Below are 24555 nucleotides of genomic sequence, written 5' to 3'. Positions count from 1 at the left end.
GCGTCGTTCTGTTTGTTATCTCCCCGGTACTTTACATCCATCCCGGGCGTCGATGTGTTTCTGCGTGCGGCCTATCGGCCAGGAAGTACGAGGGCCTGTGTGGCGGACAAGCGGCCGCTGCTCAAAGTGCAGTAATACACTCCAGCCGCCAGTCCGTCTATGTTAAGCACTGTCGAGTGCGTCCCTGCATCGAGAACCGCATGGAACGCTTTCCGCACAGGACGACCCGCGAAGTCATACAATGTGATCTCGGTAATATCGGATGCATCGATCCTGAATTGAATGTGTACCTGCGGAGTATTCACAGGGTTGGGAGACATGCTGAGAAACACCGGGCCGGTCGGCAGCGCTTCCGGCAGCGATTCAGTCGTTGTGACCGGATCAAAAGGGGAGATGAAGCGAAACACATTCAAGCCGGCTGCATACACGTGGGTCTCATTATTGCCGGACCACTGGTCGGATACTGTCACTGCCATACCCGAGGGACGTGCCTGCATCGTCCATTTCTTTCCGAGATCCGAGGATTCGTAGACATTATTGTTGTGCAGGAGCCACAGTCTCTTTCCTCCGCGTTCCATCACCACGGCTCCGCTTCCGTCCACGAGCTGTATGGTGTTCAGGAGCGTCCATGTGGAGCCCCCATTTGTTGTTACCGCCACGCCGTTTATCCCCACGCCATTTTGAGCCGCGAAACGGATGGCGCCCGTGCTTGCATCGCGGAAAGACACATCAACGGAGTGGGTGCCGGGTGTCGGGTACGACGTCCACGTCGCCCCACGATTTGTTGTCTTATAGATCTTTCCATTATTGGTACCGAACCATCCGATATCACCAACAAAATCCATCGCATTATTCCAACCTGCCTCGGTTCCAGGGGCTGTCAGAGATGGACTTATCGGAGCCCAAGTGGCACCGCCATCTGTAGTTGTACCGATGCCCCACACTCCATTTTTCGGGTCACCGACAAAGATGCCGTTGCGCGCATCGAACATATGGATGGCATCAACAAAAGGTGTAATGTTCGAGACGGATGTACGGGTCCACGACTGTCCCCCGTTCTCGGTACGGCAAATCTCGGCAGCGCCGGTTCTTGGCCCCGTACCGATGAGCGCTGTGCTGGCATTCAAACCATGTATGCAGTATACGCCCGCACCACCGGGGAATCCCGTGCCATACGCCTGGTACCATGTGTCGATGTTGTACCGGTAGCAATAATCCGCCACGGGGACCTGATTTTGCACGACGTCGACCGTTGCCCACACCGATTGACTATTCACTACATCTATGGAACTGAATGCAGGTGCGTTGACATTCAGCGCGGTATGCCATCCCTTATCGAGATACACGATGACGCGCCCCATCACATAATCCGTGTACGCGCCGTCTGTGATTTTCAATCGGACGGGTACATACTCCTCTGAACCCGAGGGGTTGTCACTCAGGCGGATAGTGAAGCTGAGAGATTTCGTCCCGAAAGTCGGGATGGCACCTAGCGATGCGCTCCAATTGCTGGCGCTGAAGGTGGTATCGTCGAACTCCAACATGGCCATGGCGGATGCGGACGTGGGAGCCAACACGTTTTCCAGGTCGAACGTTACAGTTGCTGATTGTCCCGGCTGCGTGAACATTGTGCCGGATGGGGTGGATACCGTGAAATTTTTCAACTGGATGCCCGGTATGTCGGCCATCATGTTGTTGGCCGAAACCGCGCGTAGTGCATTGACGCGTCCGAAACGCTTGGCTTGCGGAGGATTCACAAATCCGTCGGCTGTAACGCGCAACTGCTTGGCAACCTGATCTGGTGTCCATGACGGGTGCACGCTAAAGATGAGTGCCGCGACGCCGGCTACGAGAGGCGTCGAAAAGGATGTGCCAGTCGGATTATCGTACCCACCCCCCTTTGCTGTAGTCCACACTCCTGAACCGGGGGCATAGACGTGGACAGACGTGCCATACGTGCACCAGTTCGAGGCTGTTCCGTTCGACTCGATCGATCCGACATTCACCACGTGATCGAAAGAAGACGGCCAATGAGGAATGCGATCATTGTCCAGCGGGTTGTTGCCCGAGGATCCAAGAACGAGTGCGCCCTTCGACCAGGCATAGTTGATTACATTCTGCAAGGTTGCGCTGAATGCACCTGTACCTCCCCAACTGCACGTGATAATCTTGCAGCCCATATCAGCGGCGTACAGGATTCCGTTGTACCCGTCTGCGATACCTGCCGTACTTTCGCCGGCGGCTTTAACGGCGAGGATCTTTGCACGGTAGCTCGATCCGGCGATACCGATACCGTTATTCGCCAATGCGCCTGCGCAGCCGGATGTGTTCGTTCCATGTCCGATTGCCCCGTCCATGGGATTGTTGTCCGGATTGGGGCTCTGCGCCGAACCGTTTCCAATAAAATCCCAGCCGTGCCAATCATCGACCTTGCCGTTGTTGTCGTCATCGATCCCGTTGGTACTGAGTTCACCGGTGCTGCCCCATTCCCGTTTGTTGATGTAGATGCTTGGCTGTAGATCGGGGTGTGTCCAATCCACTCCGGAGTCGACGTCGCCGATGATAATCGTGCTGTCGCCGGTTGTAATGTCCCATGCTTCCTGCAGCTTCATCACCGTAACCGCCCATTGCTGCGTGAGGCGCGGATCGTTGGGGGTGTGGAGGTACGGGTAAATGTAGTACGGCTCCGCATATGAAACTCCGGGCAATGCGGACAGCTCTTTCGACACTGCGCGCGGATCGTCCTCCGCATCAAAGCGGATTTTCACGGTTCGCGCCAGAGCGGCTTCCTGCGGGCTCAACGGGGCTTTCCTAAGAGGTGCTGGTGCGAAGAGGGTCTCGACACTTCTAACACGTATTCGCGTGAGGATGCCATCCACAGCGGACAAGCCCGTATTCGTTCCGGTAACGCGTACGCCGGCACCTTCTACAAACGAAAGGAACAGCAATCCTTGCGCTACCTGAATTGAACCTTGCCCGCGATCCGGGCGAGTGGGTTTCTCGGGTGTTCCCGCAAGCATCTCGGTCGGTGCAAGAACGATCATGGCGAGAATTGCGGCCAGTACGAAGAACGATACGCGCATGGAATACTCTTTGGCTGGTTGAGGATCAGGATTCAAAAATAGAAGATAGGAAAATTCGCCTCCTCGTACATCTTGCGCATCAGGTGCGGCGGCAAGTTCTCGCTTCTAGGATGAACCCATGATGCTAGAACCCGTGACATCAATCGGGGAAGTCACAACTAAGACGTTGCGCCTGACGCGAGGCGTCCGACAGCCGTGCCTTGAAACGAAAAAAGAAGCCGGAGCGTTGCTCCGGCTTCTGCCGCCGAGGACCGTCGGACGACGGTACCCGGCCGTGCCCTGGCCAGGCGGGCGACCACATCATTTTAATCCCATATTGCGGCGAATTGTTGCGGCCCGCAAAGGAAACAGGATTCGTCCTGGAAGTGGACGATAATTTCGGTGAGTCCTTTTTTGCCCGGCACATTGCGCGACATAAAACCAATGTTCCCGCTCACTGCGGGACGATCGTTGGAGACGTTCACGGCATTAGATCCGAGGAGCGGTTTCGAAACCTTATATGCCTTTTTCGACTTGAGGTTTACCAACAGAGCGTGATCTGCTGACTTCGCTATCAAGATTACTTCCTCGGCGTTACTCATATTCCGATACGCGAACACCGGAATACGAGAGCCATCAGGACTCATCACTTGGCAATTGATCGCTCGAAAGAGCGTTGATCCCGGATTCGTGTTCTGCCCAAACGCATCCGTCTGCAATATCGGTAGCGCCAGGGAGACGTAAACAAGCACGAACATCACAGTGCGGCAATGAAACATAGAGTTCTCCTTCTATCCGTTATGTTTTGCGAGAATGTGCGAATCCGTATAACAAAAAATGTGATTTTTCTTCACAGTATCAACGTAATAGCGACATGAGAGTGCAATTATTGCAATCGACGCGTGGTAAATCTTGGGCCAGAACGAAATTAGCGCAATATCAGTGGTTTTTACACTATTACGAGGTGCAAATTTTATTCTCCCTCAAAACGGCCGCGCACCATTTTTTAAAATATATTTGCAGAATTAGCCCTCATGTGTGCTTTCATTCCCCTGAAATCCCGAAATAGAAGAAAAAACCCCGCCTTGCGGCGGGGTTTTTTCTGAGGTATTTCGGTAAAGTCGGAGGATTACTGCTTGAGGAGTTTTCTCATGAGAGTTTGTTTCCCTGCGGTTACATGAAGGAAGTACAGACCGTCAGGTAATTTCTGTATGTCGAGCTTCTGCAGAATCGCCATTGTCTGGTCTTCGTTCTGATCGTACACGATGCGCCCGAGCATGTCCATTAGCACGAGGCGAACCGCGGCTGGTGTGTCGAGGCGGAGATCCACCGTTACAAGGCCATGGCTCGGATCAGGATAGACCGAGAAGCCTGCAACAGGTTTTTCATCCTCAAAGATTCCCACGGCTCGGAAATCGAAGGGTGCCGAGGTGCTCGAGCAACTGTCGGCATTCCAGACTGTCACAGTATATTGCCCATTACGAGGCGGATTGTACGTCCGTTGAGTTGCGCCGGCAATTGGTGCACCCGAGAAATTCCACTGGTAGCGCGTGGCGGGAGTCGAAACAATCGTGTTGCCACTCTGAGTTATTAGCGGAATAAGTGGATTCGGCTTCACGGTAATTGTGAGCACGGGTGATTCGCCGTTGCACCCGTTTGAGTTTGTGACACGGACGTTGTATAGACCGCTTTGAGAAACTGTGATGCGGCGTGTTGTCGCACCTGTGGACCAGAGATATCGAGACCAACCGCTGCCAGCGTCGAGTTGGACGCTTCCACCCTCGCAAAAACTGAGTGGTCCATTCGCACTGATCTGTGGTGCCGGCGTCTGGTACCTGGTGACCGTCACAGGTGCGGAGGTGCCGATGCAATTCGTTGCGTTGGTCACGGTCACAGTAAAGGTGCCGGATGTCTTCACGACGATGCGGGAGGTGGACTCACCATTACTCCATTGGTAACTGGCGTAGCCCGACCCGGCATCGAGCACAACGCTATCGCCGGGACAGAAGGACAAAGCACCATACGCAGTAATGACGGGGGAGGGATTTGCGTACACAGTAATGTCTGTTTGTCCCGATGTGCCTCTGCACCCATTTGCATCAGTGACCGTTACGGAGAATGTTCCGGCGGTTTTGACGCTGATGCTACGAGTCCGTCGGCCATTCGACCACTGGTAAGACGTATATCCAGCTCCCGCATCAAGTGTAACACTGTCGCCGGCGCAGAACGACGTCGGTCCCAAAGCTGTTACAACGGGCCTGGGGAGTGGTCGGACCGTTACTGTAACGGGTGTCGAGGTACCCTGACAGCCGGTATTTGATACCACGGTGACGGTGTATGTTCCCGCCTGGTCCACGGTGGTTGTGCGCGTATTCGCACCGTTCGACCAGAGATAGCTCGAATAACCAACAGGTGCCTCCAGTGTGACACTCCCGCCTTCACAGAATGTCAGGTTGCCGCTCGAAGTTGTAATCACCGGCACTGGAATGGGATTAACCTGAACCGGTACCGCGGGTGACGTTCCAAGACAACCTTCACTATTGGCAACGGTTACTGAATACGTGCCCGACTGAGTGACCGTAATCTTGCGTGTACGCGCACCGTTTGACCAGAGGTAACTCGTGAAGACGCCCGCCTGGTCGGCATCGAGCACAACGCGCCCGCCTGCACAGAATGAGGTTGGGCCCTCCGGTTTGATGACTGGAACCGGCTGAGGATGAACTGTCACAATAAAGACTGGAGATGTGTTGACACACCCATTTGGTCCGGTTACGGTCAGGTAGTACGATCCCGATGTTGTGACGACTTTTTTCCGCCCGATTGTACCGTCTGACCAAAGGAAGGTCCACTGGTAGGAGGAGTCGCTTTCGAAGGTGACGCTTCCACCTTCGCAGAACGTAAGTGGTCCGCTTGTGGTAATACGCGGGCGGGGCAGTGGTATGACAACCACTTGAACGGGAATAGCTTCGCCACTGCAGCCGTTTGTTGTGTTCACATGAACGCGGTACAAACCCGACTCCTTCGCAATTATCACGCGCGCGGTGTCGACAAACGTTGTATCGCGATACCAGGCGTATCCACTGTAGATACGCGCGGGATCGACACTGAGGCGGATGCTGTCGCCTTCACAGAATGTTGCGGGACCGCTTGCAGTTATCGTTGCTGTTGGCCGCGGTTCAACGCCGACAAAGATGTCGTCTGTGTCCTGGCAGCCATTTGAATCCGTGACGGTCACGGTGTATCGCGTCGGGAAGAAGGGACGCACCATGGGAGTTGCCGAGAGTGAATCACTCAGATAGTTCGTGGGTGTCCATCTATAGTGATAAGGACCGGAACCACCAGTCGCCAGACTCCCGATACGGATGCTGTCGCCGCGGCAGATCGTCACGTCGGCTCCAGCATTTACCGTCGGCCATGGACGTACAAGTACAACGACAGAATCGCGGCTACGGCATCCATTCGCATCCGTGACGGTGAGATAATACTGGGTCGAGGTCAAAGGCCGCGCGACGGGACGCATGATTGTTGTGGAGCTGAGTCCGGTCGCGGGCGTCCATGCGTATGTATACGGTGGCCGGCCGCCACGTGCGGTGTCGCCGATTTGTGTTGCCTCGAAACGGCAGATGACCTGTCCCGGACCTGCTTCCGCTATTGGAAGCGGATGGACGACAACAACAACCGAATCAAGGACAATACAACCGCGTTGGTCCTGAGCAAATTGGTAATATGTCGTCGTAGTGACCGGTGATGCCTTCGGCCGCGCGGTGGCGGTGGAACTCAGACCCGCAGACGGGACCCAAAGGTATGTGTAACCGGGAGAGCCGCCTGTTGCTGGATTTCCAATGAGGGCAGTGTCGCCAAAACAGATCGTTTGATCTGCTCCGGAATTAACTGCCAAAGTCGAGATGGACACGAACACGGTGTCAAGGTCCGAGCATCCGTTGACGTCATTAACACGCACGATGTAGCGGGTTGTTGCCGATGGTGTGGCAGTAGGAGTCGCGACTGTACTCGAACTCAGACCAGTGGAGGGTGACCAAGAATAGGAAAACGGACCAGTTCCGCCGGTCGCAACAGCGCCTATCTGCACGGATGTTCCGGCGCATATGAGGGTGTCTGGTCCGGCATGCGCAATCGGAAGTGGGTCGACGATCACGACAACCGTGTCGCTGTGGGTGTTAAGTGCCGCGTCTGTGACACGGAGGTAATACGTCGTGTTTGTGAGTGGTGAAGCCGTCGGCCGTTGAGCGGTTGTATCGTTGAGACCTGTTGGAGGGCTCCAATGATATGTATACGGTCCGGTTCCACAGACGGCGGTATCGCCAATGACTGTTGCCGATCCATAGCAGATGGAGCGGTCCGGGCCGCCCAAGGCAGTGAGCGATCCGTACACCGACACCACCATAACATCTGTATCGACACAGCCCGCACTGTCGGTAACAGTGAGTGTGTACGCGGTTGTGACCGCCGGAAAAGCGCGTGGGCGCGCGATGTTTGTGGCAGTCAATCCTGTTGATGGCGACCACGAGTACGAAAGAGTTCCGATGCCAAAATTTCGAGTGCCGCCAATCAGGACGCTATCGCCGCCGCACATGGATTTGTTGACTCCTGCATCAGCGATGACACGGTCGATTCGGACAACCACCTGATCGATACCGGTGCAGCCATTTGCGTCTGTTGTAGTCACCGTATATGTGGTGGTGCTCGTGGGTTGCGCGGTCGGCTGCGCGAGTGTGTCGTCATTCAAGCCGGTTGAAGGCGACCATTGATATGTGTACGGAGGGGTTCCTCCTGTAGCGAGATTGCCGATGACCACACTTGAGCCGTAACAGATGAGAGTATCCCGGCCAGCATTGACAGCGGGATTCGGGGAGATTGTCACAACGACCGAATCGCGATTCGTGCAGTTGTACGCGTCGGTGACAGTGACGTAGTATTTCGTCGTGGAGGTAGGAGTGGCGAGGGGACGCGCGATGGTGCTGTCGTTCAGCCCGGTGGACGGCGTCCATCGGTACTGATACGGTGCTACACCACCGGTCGGGAGTCCGCCGATCAGTATGCTGTTTCCGAAGCAGATCGATTGATTGGGACCACCTTCTGCAAGCAGGGGAGGGGCAACGTTGACAGTAATTGAATCCGACACGCCGCTACATCCGATGCCATCCCAAACCTCGACTGCATATCGTCCGGGCGTCGATACGGTAATCGTGCGTGTAGAGGCACCGGTCGACCAGGAGTACACGGAATACCCGTCGCCTGCATCCAGCACAACAGTGCCACCGGCACAGAGGTTTGTGGGGCCCGAGGGTGTGATGATAGGTTTCACATCACAAATTTTTGTGGCGAACGCATCGATACCGCCGGCATACGAGAGTTGATACCCCGAAAGAATCGGGAAATTTGTACTGCCAGTCCACCCTGTCAGTAGCGCATTACCACTGGCCTGCATGGCGACTGCATTGGCCGCATCGTCACCGCCACCGCCAAAATATGTTGCCCAGAGACGACCGCCGATGCGCGAAAATTTGACGGCGAACGCATCGGACGTTCCATTTCGACTTCCCTGAATCGTGGAAGGAGACACGGGGAAGTTTCCGCTGTACGTCGTTCCAACAAACGTAATATTTCCGTGTTTATCGGCGTCGACCGCATTGGCCACGTCATCGAGATTGCCTCCGTAATACGTGGCCCATTCCCTGGCGCCATTTGCATTAAAAACAAACAGGAAAGCCTCGTCGCCTCCTGAACGAAAACCTCGATATGCGCCAACACCCACCGAAAGATCGTTGCTTTCAGTCTGCCCGACAATTATTGCGCGAGAGGAGTCATCGGATGCAATCCCGCCCGCGAGATCATAATTTGATCCGCCAACATACGTGGCCCAGATCCGTGCTCCTCCCCCAGACATTTTTACGATGAAGGCATCGCCGGCACCGCGTTGAGCGCCTTGGAAAGCGCCCGCAGTGATGGGAAAATTCGAACTCGCCGTGCCGCCGGTGACGAGGATGTTCCCAGCCGCGTCATACGTGACACCCTTCGCAATATCTCCGAAAGTGCCGCCATAATATGTGAGCCACTGGCGCAGGCCACCCGGTGTGAAGACGCCCACAAAGGCATCGTCGACACCTGCGAGCGAGGGCTGAAACGCCGCTGAGGACACGGGGAAATTTACGCTGCTCGTTTCGCCTGTGATTGCGACGTTCCCTGCGCCGTCGAAGGCAACACCGAAACCGGTCTCATCACCGGCACCACCGAGGTACGTGGACCACTGCAGCACACCAGCAGAATTCAACCGGGTCAGGAACGCATCGGTTGCGCCCGCTAAGAATGATTGAAATGCGCCTGTGTTCGGGTAGTTCTGACTGTTGGTTTCACCAGTAATCGCGATGTTGCCCGCCGCATCATTGGCGATTCCAAGAGCAAAGTCATTGAGTGCTCCCCCAATGTACGTAGCCCATTGACGCGTGCCGAGTGCATTGAACTTCACAATAAACGCGTCGTAATTGCCGGCATTTGAAGTCTGCAATGCTCCTGCTGTAACAGGAAGGTTTGTGCTGTACGTATATCCGGCGACATAGACATTCCCTGAAGGATCGGAACTGATGCCCGTGCCATGGTCTACATTTCCACCACCGTAATACGTTGACCATTGCACGGAGGGATCGATGACAAGCGCCGTCGATGCATCGTGCTGTGCGATATCGAATGTCATCTCGTTGTTCTCCAGCAGGAAACTGCTTCGCAGTGCCGGTGCTCCAGCGGGTGGGATATAATCGGATGATGTTGTCTGATATGAGACGGGCGCGGCATCGCGGATCTCGCCGAGGGGACACGCCGCTTTGAGGGCGCCGTCGGGTTCGAGCCCGAGCTGTTCCGCGCCGGTATAGCGGAGCCGAATATCCGAGATCTTCCCGCCGGGTCGAACGCGGAACTCGTATTTGATCCGTCCCTCATCGAAACGAAACGCAAGATCGATGCTTGGATAAACATTTTCGTACACGAGAATGCCGAAAGAGCGCGCCTCGAACGATGCCGTGCCGTTGTAGAAGCGCACAGCTAACGGTTCTTCGTTTTCGCCTCGAACGGCACAGGCAGGATTCGCGCCGACGATCTCGAGATCCATGCGGTAACTCGTGGCTTTCCCCGCGCCCGGTCTGGTAATCTTGAGATTCTCTTCTGACTCGGAAGCACCGGCAGGCTCGGCTTCAAAGCGGGTGAAGACATAGCTGACACGGTCCTTTGTAAAAAAGGCACGCATTGCGCCCTCGCCCGCCGTGTACAGCACGTCTCTGCGCTGTGCTCCGTCGGAGTCGAAAATCTGTCCGCGGTTTTCAAGAAAACCACCGATAAAAGCAGGCGAGGTGCCGTCCGGTATCAGGTCGCCGGGTCGCATCGCAGCACCACGAGTTGTTGTCTGTTTGCCGGAAGAACGGGTGAACTTTCCGGAAAATGACGGGGCAGCCGAGGCAACAGTGACACCAAGAAGCATCACCAAAAGAGCCGGCAAAATGCAGGAACAGCGGAGCAAACGGTTCATACGGTCTCCCGCTTGTAAATGTGTCTAGAAAGTAATGGCATAGAGGAGATTGTCTGATAGTTGCATTATAATACACCTTTTGTTGCTTATTTTCCATAGAGTTCGCGAATTTATCTCTAGAAGAATGGCACGCAAAAGCATCCTTTTCGTTTACCCGCATCCAGACGATGAATCCTTTCTTACCGGAGGAACGATCGCTCGGTATGCGCATTCCGGTGATGCTGATGTATATCTGCATACGTTGACGCGAGGTGAGTCAAGTCGAAACGCCGCCTTGCTCGGCATTACTCCCGACGAAATCGCGGACCTTCGAGAAAAGGAGGTGCGTGATGCATCACGAATTCTCGGAATCCGGGAGGTTGTTCAGGGGAGATTTCCCGATGGCGGGCTGCGGGATCTGGATCCCCGCCTGCTGGAAAGGGACATCGGCCGCGTCATGTCGGGTATCGACCCCGACCTTGTAGTGACCTTCGACGTGCAGGGTTCCTCAGTACATCCCGATCATATCACAGTCCACCACGTTGTGAAACGGGTCTTCCTGTCTCTTCGCGATACGTCTTCTCGCCCAAAACGACTTGCCTTCTGCGGCTTGCCAACTGATCGGACAGCGCACTGGCCGCGTAAGCTGTATGGATTCCCTTCCAATCGCATCCATGCTGTGATCGATGTCAGGCAATGGGAATCCGTCGAACGCGCGGCAGTCGCTGCGCACCGCAGCGTTCGGAGGGACGTTGAGGATCACAATTACGACGAGTGGATGTTTTGGGCGGAAGAATACTTCTCTTTCTTCGCTGAACGCTTCTCGCCACCGCTGGATGATTTACTGGCGTATCTGGAGAGCTAGTACGATACCGACGGCACCTTTTTCTCGCAGGAAGCGTTGATGTGCCATGAATATTCGTACAATTCACGCGCAGATCGACATTCCGCTGCCTATACAGGATGTATTTATCTTTTTTTCTGACGCGCGCAATCTCGAAGCCATCACGCCGCCGGAATTACGCTTTCGCGTCGAGTCACAAGGCATGATCAACATAATCGAGGGTACGGAGATCCAGTACACACTCGGATTGTTCGGCATTCGTTTCCGCTGGCGTTCGCGTATTTCGTGCTGGGATCCGCCTCGAAGTTTTGTGGATGAACAGTTGCAAGGCCCGTATGCCCTCTGGCATCACGAACACCAGTTCGAGGAGATAGCAGGTGGCACGCAAATCCGAGATACTGTTCACTACGCGCTCCCATTGTGGCCCTTCAGCGCGCCCGCGCACCCGCTTGTGCGCGCGCAGCTAAGGCGGATCTTTGAGTATCGTCAAACGAGAGTGATTCGTCTGTTCAAAGTCGCGGCCGAGCAGTGCCCATGGTCGGTGCGTCTCTGAACTCTCAGCGTATGCGCAATCTGCGCATGATGGGAGGGGCGAATAACATCCACAATGGAACGAGGACCCAGATCCGACCGGCGGCGAGATTGTATTCGAAGAGAAGGTGTTCCCACGGTCGTCCCGCTATATATCGGCCGAACCCGAATTCAAAGGTAAGGGTGAGTCCGAACCATAGCAGTCCCACCGTCCATGCTGATCGTGCGGTCTCGAGGCGCCATCGGCCGGTGAGAATCCACAGGCCCACTGAGATCAGGATAAGGAGCAGTGTGGTGGAAATCTGATGTGCGGCGATATACCCGGCTTTATGCAGGTACACCATCTCCCTGATAGATCCATTGAGAATGGCAAGGACCATTATGCCAAACCATCCGAGAAGGTACTTTTGATACATGGGGTGATCGAGTGTTAATGAGCCATTCCTCGCAACCATCTCGTGCGTCAGGCACAATAGTACGGAGATGTTTGTTATTCCACAGTCCGGCTTGTACTTTTTTTGTTTGACCACTATTTACTGTCTCGTTACGCGGGCATCTATACATTCATGGCAGCTCGAGCGAAAACACATGCGGCGTCAGCCGCCGGCACCCGTGGTGCGTCGAAAAGCGGCGCCGGGAAGCCCCGGACACAATCGGCATTGTCGAGGTCCGATCTCATTATCCGCGGTGCACGTGTCAACAACCTGAAAAACATATCGCTTGATCTCCCTCGCAATTCACTCGTTGTGATAACGGGAGTCAGCGGATCCGGCAAATCAAGTCTCGCCTTCGACACGATTTACGCTGAGGGCCAGCGCCGGTATGTTGAGAGCCTTTCAGCGTACGCGCGGCAGTTTCTCGAACGCATGAACAAGCCGGATGTGGATCTCATCCAGGGAATCGCTCCGGCCATCGCGATTGAGCAGAAGACAAGCAGCCGCAATCCACGTTCGACCGTTGGCACAAGCACGGAACTCTACGACTATCTCCGGCTGCTATTCGCGCGCATCGGCAAAACCTACTGTCTTAACGACGGCACGCTGGTGCAGCATGATTCCGTGCGCACTGTAATGGAAAAGTTACAGACGCTGCCCGAAGGGGCGCGACTGCTCGTCCTTTTCCCAATGCATGCACACGAAGGACACTCAATGGAGGAGGAACTCGACAACCTTCGCAAGCAGGGATTTGTGCGTATCGTCGTGGGCGACTCAATCCTGAATCTAGAGGATGTAGAGACCATCGACGCCAGGAAAGACGAGGTGTTCGTTCTGGTCGACCGCCTTGTATGGCGACCCGACGGCGAAACGGGCCGCTTTTCTGATTCACTCGAAACCGCGTTCAACGAAGGTGACGGATATGTACGGATCCGCGTACTCGACACAGGCGACGAGTGGAAGTTCAGTGCTGCATATGAATGCTCCGTATGCCACGCGCGGTACATCGAGCCGGAACCACGCATATTCTCGTTCAACAATCCCGCCGGTGCATGTCCCACCTGCCAGGGTTTCGGACGCACGACCGGTATCGATCCCAACCTCGTTGTTCCGAATCCGACGCGCACGCTCGCCGAGGGAGCGGTACAGCCGTGGACCACACCCAAACACAGCAAACACTACCGGGATCTCGAAAAAGTCGCAGCCAGCGTCGCGGTGCCCCTCGATGTGCCGTATAAGCAATTGACAAAGGCGCAACGAGATGTGATTTGGAACGGAACGAAAGGATTCAACGGCGTCAAAGGCTTCTTCTCAATGGTCGAGGAGAAGAGCTACAAAATGCATTACCGTATTCTCGCCGCCAGATATCGCGGATATACGACGTGTGAAAGCTGCGGCGGATCGCGTCTGCGGCCGGAGGCAATGGCTGTGCATGTATCGGGCCGCACACTCGGCGACATGGTTCGTTCGACGATCAGCGAATTGCACAACTTTTTCTCGAAGGTACAATTTTCAGACTTCGAACTCGGTGTTGCAGAGCGGATCGTCGCAGAAATTCGAAAACGGCTCCGAATTCTCTTTGATATCGGTCTCGGATATCTGACGCTCGACAGACTCTCGCACACGTTGTCCGGTGGGGAGTCGCAGCGCATCAACATCGCCTCCTCTCTCGGCTCAGCTCTCGTCGGCACGCTGTATGTCCTCGACGAACCGACCATCGGCCTTCACCCGCGCGACAACACGCGCCTCATCAAGATACTGCAGACGCTGCGCGATAGCGGCAACTCGGTTCTTGTTGTGGAGCATGACGAGGAGATGATGCGCGTCGCCGATCTTGTTGTCGACATGGGGCCGCACGCCGGCGAACGTGGCGGTGAGGTTGTGGCCGTCGGTACGGTACAGGAGCTTATGCGGCACAAAGAATCCCTGACCGGCAAATATCTCAGCGGTCGACTATCCATTTCGGCTCCCTCGAAACGACGCAAGCACACCTCCGAGCTTGTGATCCAGGCACCATGTCAAAATAATCTCAAGGGCATGGACGTCCGTATTCCTCTCGGTGTGTTTGCCTGCGTTACCGGTGTTAGCGGATCGGGGAAAAGCACGCTCATCCACGATGTACTCTTTGCGGGCCTGCGCAAGGAGCTGGAAGGTATGGCGGATGAGGAGGTGGGTGCCTTCTCAGGTTTCTCGGGTGGAAAGAAAATCAAACACGTCGAGATGGTGGATCAATCACCCATCGGCCGAACCCCCCGGTCGAATCCGATAACCTACATCAAGGCCTTTGATGTAATTCGCGAGTTGTATGCAAACACACCGGCCGCGCGACTCCGTGGCTTCGGCCCAGGGGCATTCTCATTTAACGTCCCGGGAGGACGCTGCGATGTGTGCGAGGGCGACGGTGTCATCAAGGTCGAGATGCAATTCATGGCCGACTTATACCTCCAGTGCGAGGCCTGCAAAGGAACACGGTTCAAGAAAGAAATCCTGGATGTGCAGTATCACGGGAAAAGCGTCGTCGATGTGCTCGACATGACTGTCACGAGCGCTCTGGCCTTCTTCGATAAGACCCCGCGCGTGGTCAATCGTCTGCGTGTGCTGGATGACGTGGGACTCGGGTACATGAAACTCGGACAGCCCGCGACAACACTTTCGGGCGGCGAGGCCCAGCGACTGAAGTTGGCGCTTCACCTGTCCACCCGCAGTGATGAACACACGCTCTTCATCTTCGACGAACCAACCACCGGCCTGCATTTTGATGACATCCGGAAACTCATTTCCTGCTTCGACGCTCTGATTTCCGCCGGTCACAGCGTTATCATCATCGAACATAATCTGGATGTGATCAAATGTGCCGACTGGATCATCGATCTGGGGCCCGAGGGTGGCGACGCCGGCGGTGCGATAATCGCAGAAGGCACGCCGGAACAAGTCGCCGCGCGAAAGGAAAGCCACACAGGACGGTATTTGAAACCACTGCTGCCCTGATATGCAGTGGGGCTGATCCGCATTATTTTATTTCTCATCACCCAACAGCAGGTACGACGCTCGATGGATACACACGAATTTCGGATTCTTAGCTCTGAATATTTTGAACGAATAGAAACTGCCATCGGCCGGTTGCCGGCTGATGGCATCGAGGCCCGCGTCGTGGAGGCCGGACTGCGCATCATGTTTGAAGACGGAAGTGAGATACTCCTCGACCGCAACGACGAGTTTCAGCGGATCACATTGCGGTGCTCCGAGAGCCCTACTCATTACTACTACAACGAAACCGAAGAGGATTGGTATGCAGTGGGCAGCGAGACGGTTCTCCTCGCTGATATCTCCGCTGCGATTTCCTCAGCGGCCGGTGCGGACTTCCCGCTCGAGATCGCATGAGCGACTCCCTCAATGCGGCGAATCCTTCGTCGATATTCTCGATGACCGATCACGAGTTGTACGTCGTTACAGCGCGGGATGGTTCTCGAGAAAACGGCCAGATCGCAACATGGATAATGCCCGCAACCCTCGTTCCCGAATCACCCAGAGTCGTGGCCGTATTATCTCCGATGAACATGACTCACGAATTGATAGAACGCAGCGGACGATTCGTCCTCAACATGCTCTCAATCGACCAATCAGAATTCGTACCACTATTCGGTCTGGTCTCAGGACGTGAAATAGACAAACTTCACAGTATGCTTCTTGAGCGCACGTCCAGCGGCTTGCCGGTTCTCCCCGGCACCTGCGGGTGGGCTGAATGCGTGATAGCCGCCTCGATCGATGCAGGCGACCGTATGGTGTATGTGGCAGATGTTGTCGAACAACAGGCGCATCCTGGTATGCGGCCGCTTCGAAAGCGCGAGGCTTTTGCGAGGCAGAGCGAGGATATCCGTGCGCTGCTCGAAAGAAAACACCAACTCGATGGAGAGCGAGACAGGGCTCTGATCAAGCGCTTGAGGGATTGACTCCCATAATGCCGGGGGGTCACTCCCCGATATGGCACTCCGTACATTTGACCTTGGTTTCCGCGCCGTCGATGTCGGACGGATGTATAAACGGCATGCCATTAAAATCGCTGCGCATTGCTCCTTGCGGCCCTTGGGCGACGATCTTGTGGCAGATGTTGCAGTCGTTCGTAAGAATTTCTCCGGACTCGGTTGCATGCTGGTTGTCGTGACAGCGGAAGCAGCCCTCGTTGTACATATGGCCGATATTATTCGGATAGTGCTTCCAGCTCACTCGCATCTCCGGGAAAAAATTTCTCAGGTAGATGCGTCTCACGTCCGCAACAGCGCGGGCAATATCGGCTTGGCGTGAAGCAAAGACTTCAGGCGCTTTTGAGCGGTACTCTTCGCGGATGAACGATTCGATGGAGCCAAGCGCCTGGGCCTCGGTCTGATATTCCTGTGTCAGGGCATTCGAGGCGATGGCACGGATGTTGGGCAATGTGGCCGGTATACGATTCTGGGCCATCGCATCGTTCAGAGTGCGGAATGGAGGATGATAAATGTGCGCGGGCCTGTTGTGACAGTCGATGCAGTCCATAACGCGTGTTTCGTGCTGTGCAAGCTGCTCGTCCGGAATCGGGGTTTCAATCGCCCGAAATACACGCGCCTTACCCGTTGCAAGATTGGTTGAACGGATCCATGGAATTACCTGTCGCTTTGTGTCCGTCGCGACATACTCGACCTTGTGCGTTGTGCTCATGTGCCAATGGATGCCGCTGACCTGCCCGAGTTCACTGTGCCCGCCTCCAATTTTTAACTGAAGGACGATGCTCCACGGTTTTGCGGCGGTTGTATCGAGTGGGAAATAGGTCTTTGCCATCTCGAGATTCGCGCTGAATTTTTCGGGCCAATGGCAGTGTTCACACGTTTCCCTCGCAGGGCGGAGGTTGAGCACGGGTGTTTCGATCGGGCGCGAGTACTTATTGAAGAGCACGGAGTATACCTGGTATGACCCCGAAATTTTTGCTTTTACGAACCAATCGGCTCCCGTTCCGATATGGCACTCAGCGCATCGCACTCGTGCGTGTGGCGAGTGCTGGTAGGCGATGTATTCGGGCTTCATCACCTGATGACACACTTCCCCGCAGAATTCAACGGATTCGGAGTAGTTATACGCCTGGTATGTTCCCGCCGCCGAAATGATCATGAGCACCATCGTGCCCACGACGAAGATCAAAAAGGCGTTGCGATGCGTCTGCCGGTTCAAGTCGATATGCAGAAAACGGCGTTCCGCGCCTCCCGTTTTGCGCATACGCCGGCGCTCGAGCATCGCCCCGAGCGGAATCAACAGAAGTCCGAAGATCATGACTCCGGGGAGAAGCATGTACGTAAATATTCCCAAATACGGCGACGACACGGCGCCGGCAATGTCCATGATAAAAAAGACAAGCGTCGAACAAAGTGACACGAGAGCGATGCCGGCGCCTACATAGCTCAATGGATTTTGAAAAGATTTCGGAAGACGGGGCATGTGATGGCCTGCGAGTGAGCGGTGGGAGGTGCGTCGGTTATTGTTGCTCTGCTATAATGATACGGGAAAATATCCGATTATGGCAACGAGTCTTTGGTATTCCCCAGGCACGAATTTTCGTGTATTTTGCATGGCTATGAGAAAAGGATTCTGGAGGATTGCAGCCCTGTGACCGGAAGACCCAGCGTGCGGGGTGTGCTCACCTTATTAGCGTCGGACGGGTTCGCGGTGACGTTGGCCTGGGTGGTGTATTACTACCTCCGCGTGCAATCCGGCCTGTTCACGATCGAAACAATTCCCGATTACCTCCTACCGATGGCGATGATCGGGACATACTGGTTTCTTGTGTTTTGGTTCTTCGGATTGTACCGCGCATGGTGGGCAAAATCGCGGATTGATGAGCTGATTGTCGTTACAAAGGCCGTCACGCTTGGTGTCCTCATTTTGTTCTTTCTGATCTTTCTGGATGACGCACTGGCCCAGGCGAGTACATTCTCACGACTGAAGATACTCGTCTATTGGGCTATGGTACTCGCGTTCGTCGGAACGGGACGTATGCTTGTGCGCAGTCTCCGACGCCGCATGCTTATGGCCGGCATCGGTCATAGATCAACAATCATCATCGGCCCGCGCGAGAAGGCCCTTGACCTGATCGCCATCCTCGGAAGTTACCCCGCCCTCGGCTACCGCGTTGAAGGATTTCTCGAGACCGACGACGCGGATACTGATCGTACGCAAGACAATCGAGTGCCCTGCCTGGGTGGCCTGGAAACGCTCGATGAAGTAATCGGACGGTATGGCGTTGAGGAAATACTGATTACCCTGGCATCAACGGAACATGAACGCTTGCTCGACATCATAGGACGTTGTTCCGCGTTCAAGGTCGGCATCAAGATCCGGCCCGATCTCTACGATATCGTGTCGGGTCAGGCACGCACAAACCAGCTTTACGGTATTCCGCTTATTGAGGTGACGCCGCAACTCATGGCCCCGTGGGAAGAAGCCGTGAAGAGAGGAATGGATGTTGCCGTGTCACTGGTGGTGGTCGTCCTCGGATTACCGCTGTTCTGTCTCGTCGCGGTTGCGCAGAAACTCAGTTCATCAGGACCCATTCTCTACAGGCAGCAGCGTGTCGGGAAGGATGGGAAGGTGTTCTCGATTCTCAAATTTCGCACGATGTATGTTGATGCCGAGAAACGAAGCGGACCACAATGGGCTCAAAAGGACGATCCTCGCGTCACACCTCTCGGACGATTTCTGCGTAAATCGCACATCGACGAGCTCCCGCAAGTTATTAACGTTCTCCAAGGCGACATGAGCCTTGTAGGCCCGCGACCCGAGAGGCCTTTTTTTGTCGATCAGTTCGTCAAGGAAATTCCCCTGTACAGGCGTCGGCTTAATGTGCGCCCTGGTATTACCGGCTGGGCGCAGGTCAGGCACACGTACGATCAAAGCATCGAAGACGTACGCACAAAATTGAGTTACGACCTTTTCTATATCGAAAACATGTCGATACGGATGGATCTGAAAATCATCCTGTCGACTGCGTACACCATGATCGCCGGAAAGGGGCACACGTGAAATACCGCCTTCTTCTCGTTCTGTTTTTCCTTTTTCCCGTCGGTGTGATTGCACAGATGGAGCATGTTCCCGCAACTCATCCCGTCTACGACTATCTCGATCGCCTCGCAAGCACTTCCAGACTCAAAGGGTTTTCACGCGCGGTGCTACCGATGGAGAGGCGCACTGTGGTCGAATTTCTTGAAGCCGCGGCGAAATACAGGACAAGCATGTCCGAAACAGAGGCCCGCCTGTTCGACCGCTACCGCGATGAATTTGTCGCTGAAGCCGACCGTTCGCAGAATCCGACGGTGTTTTTTCAGGACGGAACTGAAGGTCTTGTCTCCGACAGGGAGAAATTCCTGTATCGATGGATTTCGCCGGATAATGACACGCGGTTTTTTATGGAATTTCTCGGCTCGGCGGATGCCCGTGTGCAGGACGCCGACGGGAAGAGCAGCCGAGTTGTGCTCGGCCAGGTCGGCGGTCGATTCCGCGGCACAGCCGGGGGCACGGTCGGCTTTGGTCTGCAAGCAACAAATGGAATGGTCTTTGGGGACACTGCGTTTGCGCGCAGCGACGCCGCATTGCGAAAGAATTCGAACTTTGGAGAATGGGGAAACCAGTATTTCGATTTTTCTGAGGCATACCTAGGAGTGGGCTGGTCCTGGGGCGATGCATCGCTTGGCAGGGAGCGTGTTTTGATCGGCGGGGCCCATGGCGACCGAGTCACACTCGGAATGGGCGCGCCAGTTTTCGACGCGCTGCGGCTCAATGCCCGTGCAGGCAATTTCCGATTCATGTACATACACGGATTTATTCTTGCCGAGAAGCAGCTCATCGAGGTGTTCCGACCGTACTACGAGAGCAAGTACTTCGTCTATCATAGGGCTGAAGCAGATCTGTTCGAAAGCGTGCGATTCGGTGTGTACGAATCCGTCATATACTCGCAACGCCAAATCGATCCAGGATATCTTATCCCGGTGAACTTCTTCAAGTCTGCGGAACACGCAGGTGGAGACCGCGACAATCCCATGCTCGGTTTTGATCTCCAATCGTTGTCTCTTCCAGGTATAGAACTGTTCGGTTCGTGGACCATCGACGACATCGACATGGCCAAATTCGGTTCCGGGTGGTGGGGGAACAAGTTCATCTGGCAGGCGGGTGCTGTCACGCACTCATTGGGAGACACCCGCATCGGCCTTGAATACACCCGCATCGAGCCATACGTGTATTCCCATGCGATGCGCGACAACGAATACACGCACAAGGGCGTCGCGCTTGGACTCGAGCTGCCTCCGAACAGCGACGAATGGTACACCCATGTGACATGGTGGTACGGTGCGTCACTTTCGCTCGGCGCATCCCTGCGGGTGCGCAGGCACGGGGCCAATGAATACGGCGGCGACGGCTCGCTCCGCGCAAATCATGGCGGGAGCGTCACAGAACGGTTTGTCTTCGGACGTGACAATGAGACGGCACCGTTCCTTGGCGGTGTGCGCGAGACACGGAAAATCCTCACCCTCAACTGCCGCTATGAACCAATCAGAAATATTGCGTTTGATGCGGCCATCCGATTCACCAAGGTCGAGGATCGCCAGGGCACACACAACACGGGATATGGCTCGCTGCAACTCGAGATTGCCTACTGACGCCCGCGATTACCCTGCGCGTCATTTTCATTTTCGGCATTCGTACTGCATATTCCGTATCCTTTCGCTGCATCGAACATTCGGACAAACGCTTCGGGAACCGTGAAACGCGCACTGGTCATCATCCCCACATACAACGAACTGGAGAATGTCCAGGGGATAGTACCCGACGTTCTCCGGCAGGATGCGCGCATTGAGGTTCTTGTCGTCGACGACAATTCGCCGGATGGAACCGCCGATGCCGTAAAAAAAATGATGGAGTTGGAACCACGCATTCATCTGCTCGAGCGCGAGCGGAAAATGGGACTTGGAACCGCCTATGTGGCGGGTTTCAAATATGCGATAGCGAACAACTTCGACTATGTGTTCGAAATGGACGCTGATTTCTCTCATGATCCGAATCTGCTTCCAGAATTTTTACAGGCAATCGAAGAATACGACCTCGTGCTCGGATCGCGCTACATCCGCGGAGTAAACGTGATCAACTGGCCGATGAAGCGGTTGTTACTGAGTTACTATGCAAATGTGTACACACGGCTCGTTACCGGTCTCCCCGTACGTGACGCCACCGGTGGTTTCAAGTGTTTTCGTACCGAGGTCCTCAAAGCGATCAACCTTGATGCAGTCCGGTCAAATGGGTACGCTTTTCAAATCGAGATGAGTTTCAAGGCGTACCGGAAGGGATTCCGGGTTCACGAAATCCCGATCATCTTTATGGATCGCCGCGTCGGAGTATCGAAGATGTCGAAAAAGATCGTCCGCGAAGCGGTGACCATGGTGTGGCGGCTTCGGGCGCAGGCGATTCTCGGTATATTGAAATAGCGGCGGCGCCGATGCGTACAATCCGCGATAGTGCAGCACGCCTGTATCGCAGGCTTGCAGCGGTCTCTCTCTCGCGATTTACGATAGGGCTCGCCGTGCTCGCGTTGCTTCCACGCATTGCAGCGGTTGTGGCCGGAGGGAATTTCTCAAATCCGGAGCTGTACGAAACCGGTATCATCGCACAAAATATTTTGCACGGGAATGGATACGCGATGTACAGCGGGTTTCCGTTGCCCAGGAATATCGTATCGGAAGAGGAAACCAAGACGGGCCGACCCGCACCCTCGGCCTTCACCCTTCCCGGCTATGTCGCCGTCATGACGGTGGTGTTTGCCGTTTTCGGAGCGACTCCGTCCGGATTTATCGTTTTGTACATTCTGAACATCCTGGTGAGCGTCTTCGCAGTGCTCTTGGCGTACCTGCTCATGCGTGCGCTCTTCGACGACGTCAGCGCGCGGTTGGCGTCCCTGCTCTTTGCGATACATCCACCGGCCATCGCACTCGCGTTGACGTTTGGCGGCGGTCCATGGTACCAGGCAGTATTGCTGCTCGGCATCACAAGCGTCGTGTTCACCGTGAGACGCGGCACTGTCGCGGCTGCCGTTCGGGCAGGAATTATAGGTGGTGTGTGGATTCTATTTCGCGCCGAAGCCACCGCTCTGGCTTTGATGTTCGCACTCTGGATATTCAGAAAACAGGGTTTGCGCCTTGCGGCTGTGTACTTCGCATGTGTCGTGATTGTCGCAGCTCCGTGGCCCGTGCGTAATACGAACGCCTTTGGTTCCTTTGTTCCCTTGACGACGAACAGTTGGCTGAATATCTGGCGCGGCTTCAATCCCGAGGCAACCGGCGGAGCTTTCGATCCATCCGGCGTCTCCAACTTCTTCGACAGCCGCGGTGAAATCGTGAACGAAGTTCGCGCATTGCCGGTGACCCCCCGAAGAGAACTTGATGTTGCGGAGATTTACAAACGCCGCGCGGTCGCTTTCATTACCGGGCATCCAGGAGAGGCCGTTGTATTATACGTAAAAAAGGTCCTGATGGTGTTTTCCGTCGACTATTCCGACAAACGCACCCTGACACCGGCGTTCCTTTTTCCTCACGTCGGACTCACCCTCTGCGCACTCGTTTGTCTCGTGTTTTTGTTTCGCAGACGGGCGGATCTTCGTCCCCTCTTGGCAGTTGTTGGCTTCTACTGGCTGATGCTGCCCTGTTTCCACATCGAGACACGATACCTGCTCATGCTCTCGGCGGTGTATTTCGTTCTGCTCGGCGGTGGATTGCACATTGTTCGAACACGCAGCACCCAGCATGCAAAACTATAAGGCGCGAACTGATCCCGGCTGACGTTCGTGCATGGGTAAAACCGCCGCGAGACAGTACAGGATCGAGACCATGACCTGATACCGTGTCTCCACATGAAAGACCGGTATCAGGAAAACGTAGAACACTATCGGGACGACAATCAGCAGCGAGGCGCGTCGTCTTCGCGACGCCAATACGATGCCGAAAAACGCTGCCGCCGAAAGCGCGACGTGTGGAAGAGCGAAAGCAATATTTCGGATACGTGGATCTGAAATATCCATGGTGAGAAACAGGAGCAATTTCTTCCCATACAGCACCACTGCGCTTCCAGGATTCGAGCTCACGAATGCAACAGTGTGCCGACGATATATCTCCATCACATCGAGTTCGTAGCGCGGTGTCACCGGCAGCGAACTAATCGCTTTTGGTATCTCGCCTGCAGAATCGAACCAATTCGCTTCACCCCGCGAGTCGAAACTGCCTCCACTCGCTTCGGCATTACACCCGCGCCAAATATTCAGCCATGCATTTGTCGTGAGAGGGACAAATGAATCGAACACAACGGAGTTGCGGATGCTCCACGGGAACACGACCACAACGGCGGTCACCGCATACATCAGGGCCTTGCGCGCACCCACACGCTTGCCCAGCCACAGGGTGCCAATCCAGCCGAGCACAAGCGCTTCCGAGCGAAATAACACCCAAACCCCCGCGACGGTGCCCGCCAGGAGCACAGAGCCCATACTCTTGCTACGCGCGGCGCGCACCAGAAAATACAAGGCAGTCATCAGGATCAGATGATACCACGGCCCGCCACCGAACGTCGCCACATAGGCGATGGCGGGTGGATGCAGTGCGAAGAGCAAGGTACCGAATCGTGCACGGCGCTTGCCAAGGAGGTTCAGCGCAGTCGAATACAGCAGCAGCACCGTTGCGATTGACGCGGCGATATTCAGACCGTAGAGCGTCAGATATGCCCTCTGCGAATCGCCCAACAGTGCCAGTGTCGCGGCAACGACAGCCACATATCCGGGCAAGGTAAACGCCGTCGGCATGGGGCTCCCGTTTTTATACTCGCGCGGATCGATGCGCGACTCCGGCATAGGGTATCGATAGTTCACCGAATACCCATGACCCGCCAAAAAATTCCGGGCAATCATACCCGATTCATACAGGAGCGGTTTGTCCAATTCTCCAATAACAAGCACAGCGGTGATTCGTGACGAGAATACCAGGAGAAGGACAAGAAGAAGGTACCGCTTCCCCGGCATACCCTCGATTGTGCGTCCGATACAACCGAGGAACTTCACGGCGAGCGTCATGAGGTGCACAATGCCGGTGTGGTAATCATGACTCGAGATTATAA

At 55.1% G+C, this 24555-nt stretch carries 15 protein-coding genes; 9 read left to right on the top strand and 6 right to left on the bottom strand.

What is annotated here, in order from left to right; all coding sequences use genetic code 11:
* Positions 1 to 71: 71 nt before the first annotated feature.
* The 3 genes from HY962_00845 to HY962_00835 form a co-directional block, all read right to left on the bottom strand.
* Complete coding sequence (locus HY962_00845; GenBank protein MBI5645450.1) at positions 72 to 2801, bottom strand: S8 family serine peptidase; 2730 nt, start codon at positions 2799 to 2801, stop codon at positions 72 to 74.
* 587 nt (positions 2802 to 3388) lie between these two features.
* A complete protein-coding gene (locus tag HY962_00840) occupies positions 3389 to 3841 on the bottom strand; it encodes a hypothetical protein (protein ID MBI5645449.1) in 453 nt (150 codons plus the stop codon).
* Between the two features lie 350 nt (positions 3842 to 4191).
* On the bottom strand, positions 4192 to 10599 hold the full coding sequence (locus HY962_00835; protein ID MBI5645448.1) for an SBBP repeat-containing protein: 6408 nt from the start codon (positions 10597 to 10599) through the stop codon (positions 4192 to 4194).
* A 124-nt stretch (positions 10600 to 10723) separates the two neighbouring features.
* Between HY962_00835 and HY962_00830 the strand changes: the two genes are divergently transcribed.
* Together HY962_00830 and HY962_00825 are read left to right on the top strand one after the other, a co-directional pair.
* The gene (locus tag HY962_00830; protein MBI5645447.1) at positions 10724 to 11443 is read left to right on the top strand and encodes a PIG-L family deacetylase; all 720 of its coding nucleotides are present in this window, start codon (positions 10724 to 10726) and stop codon (positions 11441 to 11443) included.
* 46 nt (positions 11444 to 11489) lie between these two features.
* Complete coding sequence (locus HY962_00825) at positions 11490 to 11975, top strand: SRPBCC family protein (GenBank protein MBI5645446.1); 486 nt, start codon at positions 11490 to 11492, stop codon at positions 11973 to 11975.
* 4 nt (positions 11976 to 11979) lie between these two features.
* Here the strand turns inward: HY962_00825 and HY962_00820 are convergent, their stop codons facing one another.
* Positions 11980 to 12369 carry a hypothetical protein gene (locus tag HY962_00820; GenBank protein MBI5645445.1) on the bottom strand — a complete coding sequence of 130 codons (390 nt, stop codon included), beginning with the start codon at positions 12367 to 12369 and terminating at the stop codon, positions 11980 to 11982.
* 150 nt (positions 12370 to 12519) lie between these two features.
* On the opposite strand from HY962_00820, the gene uvrA reads away from it, so the two are divergent.
* Genes uvrA through HY962_00805 form a run of 3 tightly spaced genes read left to right on the top strand, consistent with a single transcriptional unit; the run spans position 12520 to position 16337 of the window.
* A complete protein-coding gene (uvrA, locus tag HY962_00815; protein MBI5645444.1) occupies positions 12520 to 15375 on the top strand; it encodes an excinuclease ABC subunit UvrA in 2856 nt (951 codons plus the stop codon).
* Positions 15376 to 15381: 6 nt separating this feature from the next.
* Positions 15382 to 15768, top strand: coding sequence for a hypothetical protein (locus HY962_00810; GenBank protein MBI5645443.1), 387 nt, complete (start codon positions 15382 to 15384; stop codon positions 15766 to 15768).
* The gene (locus HY962_00805; protein MBI5645442.1) at positions 15765 to 16337 is read left to right on the top strand and encodes a flavin reductase; all 573 of its coding nucleotides are present in this window, start codon (positions 15765 to 15767) and stop codon (positions 16335 to 16337) included. The genes HY962_00810 and HY962_00805 overlap by 4 nt, the downstream gene beginning before the upstream one ends.
* Positions 16338 to 16356: 19 nt before the next feature.
* Here the strand turns inward: HY962_00805 and HY962_00800 are convergent, their stop codons facing one another.
* A complete protein-coding gene (locus HY962_00800; GenBank protein ID MBI5645441.1) occupies positions 16357 to 17850 on the bottom strand; it encodes a NapC/NirT family cytochrome c in 1494 nt (497 codons plus the stop codon).
* Between the two features lie 228 nt (positions 17851 to 18078).
* Between HY962_00800 and HY962_00795 the strand changes: the two genes are divergently transcribed.
* From HY962_00795 to HY962_00780, 4 genes are all read left to right on the top strand, one after another.
* On the top strand, positions 18079 to 19431 hold the full coding sequence (locus tag HY962_00795) for a sugar transferase (GenBank protein MBI5645440.1): 1353 nt from the start codon (positions 18079 to 18081) through the stop codon (positions 19429 to 19431).
* The gene (locus HY962_00790; protein ID MBI5645439.1) at positions 19428 to 21062 is read left to right on the top strand and encodes a hypothetical protein; all 1635 of its coding nucleotides are present in this window, start codon (positions 19428 to 19430) and stop codon (positions 21060 to 21062) included. The genes HY962_00795 and HY962_00790 overlap by 4 nt, the downstream gene beginning before the upstream one ends.
* Before the next feature lie 102 nt (positions 21063 to 21164).
* Positions 21165 to 21884: a polyprenol monophosphomannose synthase gene (locus HY962_00785; protein MBI5645438.1), complete on the top strand. Its 720-nt coding sequence runs from the start codon at positions 21165 to 21167 to the stop codon at positions 21882 to 21884.
* An 11-nt stretch (positions 21885 to 21895) separates the two neighbouring features.
* Complete coding sequence (locus HY962_00780) at positions 21896 to 23209, top strand: hypothetical protein (GenBank protein ID MBI5645437.1); 1314 nt, start codon at positions 21896 to 21898, stop codon at positions 23207 to 23209.
* On the opposite strand, the gene HY962_00775 is transcribed toward HY962_00780, so the two are convergent.
* The gene (locus HY962_00775; GenBank protein ID MBI5645436.1) at positions 23204 to 24511 is read right to left on the bottom strand and encodes a glycosyltransferase family 39 protein; all 1308 of its coding nucleotides are present in this window, start codon (positions 24509 to 24511) and stop codon (positions 23204 to 23206) included. The genes HY962_00780 and HY962_00775 overlap by 6 nt on opposite strands.
* Positions 24512 to 24555 lie beyond the last annotated feature (44 nt).

The organism is Ignavibacteriota bacterium, assembly GCA_016218045.1.
Lineage (GTDB): Bacteria > Bacteroidota > Ignavibacteria > SZUA-365 > SZUA-365 > JACRFB01.
This window is presented reverse-complemented; position numbering and strand designations above follow the sequence as displayed.

Coding starts and splice junctions, on each gene's coding strand:
- HY962_00775 (MBI5645436.1), bottom strand. CDS start 24,511: ATGACGCTCGCCGTGAAGTTCCTCGGTTGTATCGGACGCACAATCGAG.
- HY962_00800 (MBI5645441.1), bottom strand. CDS start 17,850: ATGCCCCGTCTTCCGAAATCTTTTCAAAATCCATTGAGCTATGTAGGC.
- HY962_00840 (MBI5645449.1), bottom strand. CDS start 3,841: ATGTTTCATTGCCGCACTGTGATGTTCGTGCTTGTTTACGTCTCCCTG.
- HY962_00820 (MBI5645445.1), bottom strand. CDS start 12,369: ATGTATCAAAAGTACCTTCTCGGATGGTTTGGCATAATGGTCCTTGCC.
- HY962_00825 (MBI5645446.1), top strand. CDS start 11,490: ATGAATATTCGTACAATTCACGCGCAGATCGACATTCCGCTGCCTATA.
- HY962_00780 (MBI5645437.1), top strand. CDS start 21,896: ATGCGTACAATCCGCGATAGTGCAGCACGCCTGTATCGCAGGCTTGCA.
- uvrA (MBI5645444.1), top strand. CDS start 12,520: ATGGCAGCTCGAGCGAAAACACATGCGGCGTCAGCCGCCGGCACCCGT.
- HY962_00835 (MBI5645448.1), bottom strand. CDS start 10,599: ATGAACCGTTTGCTCCGCTGTTCCTGCATTTTGCCGGCTCTTTTGGTG.
- HY962_00830 (MBI5645447.1), top strand. CDS start 10,724: ATGGCACGCAAAAGCATCCTTTTCGTTTACCCGCATCCAGACGATGAA.
- HY962_00805 (MBI5645442.1), top strand. CDS start 15,765: ATGAGCGACTCCCTCAATGCGGCGAATCCTTCGTCGATATTCTCGATG.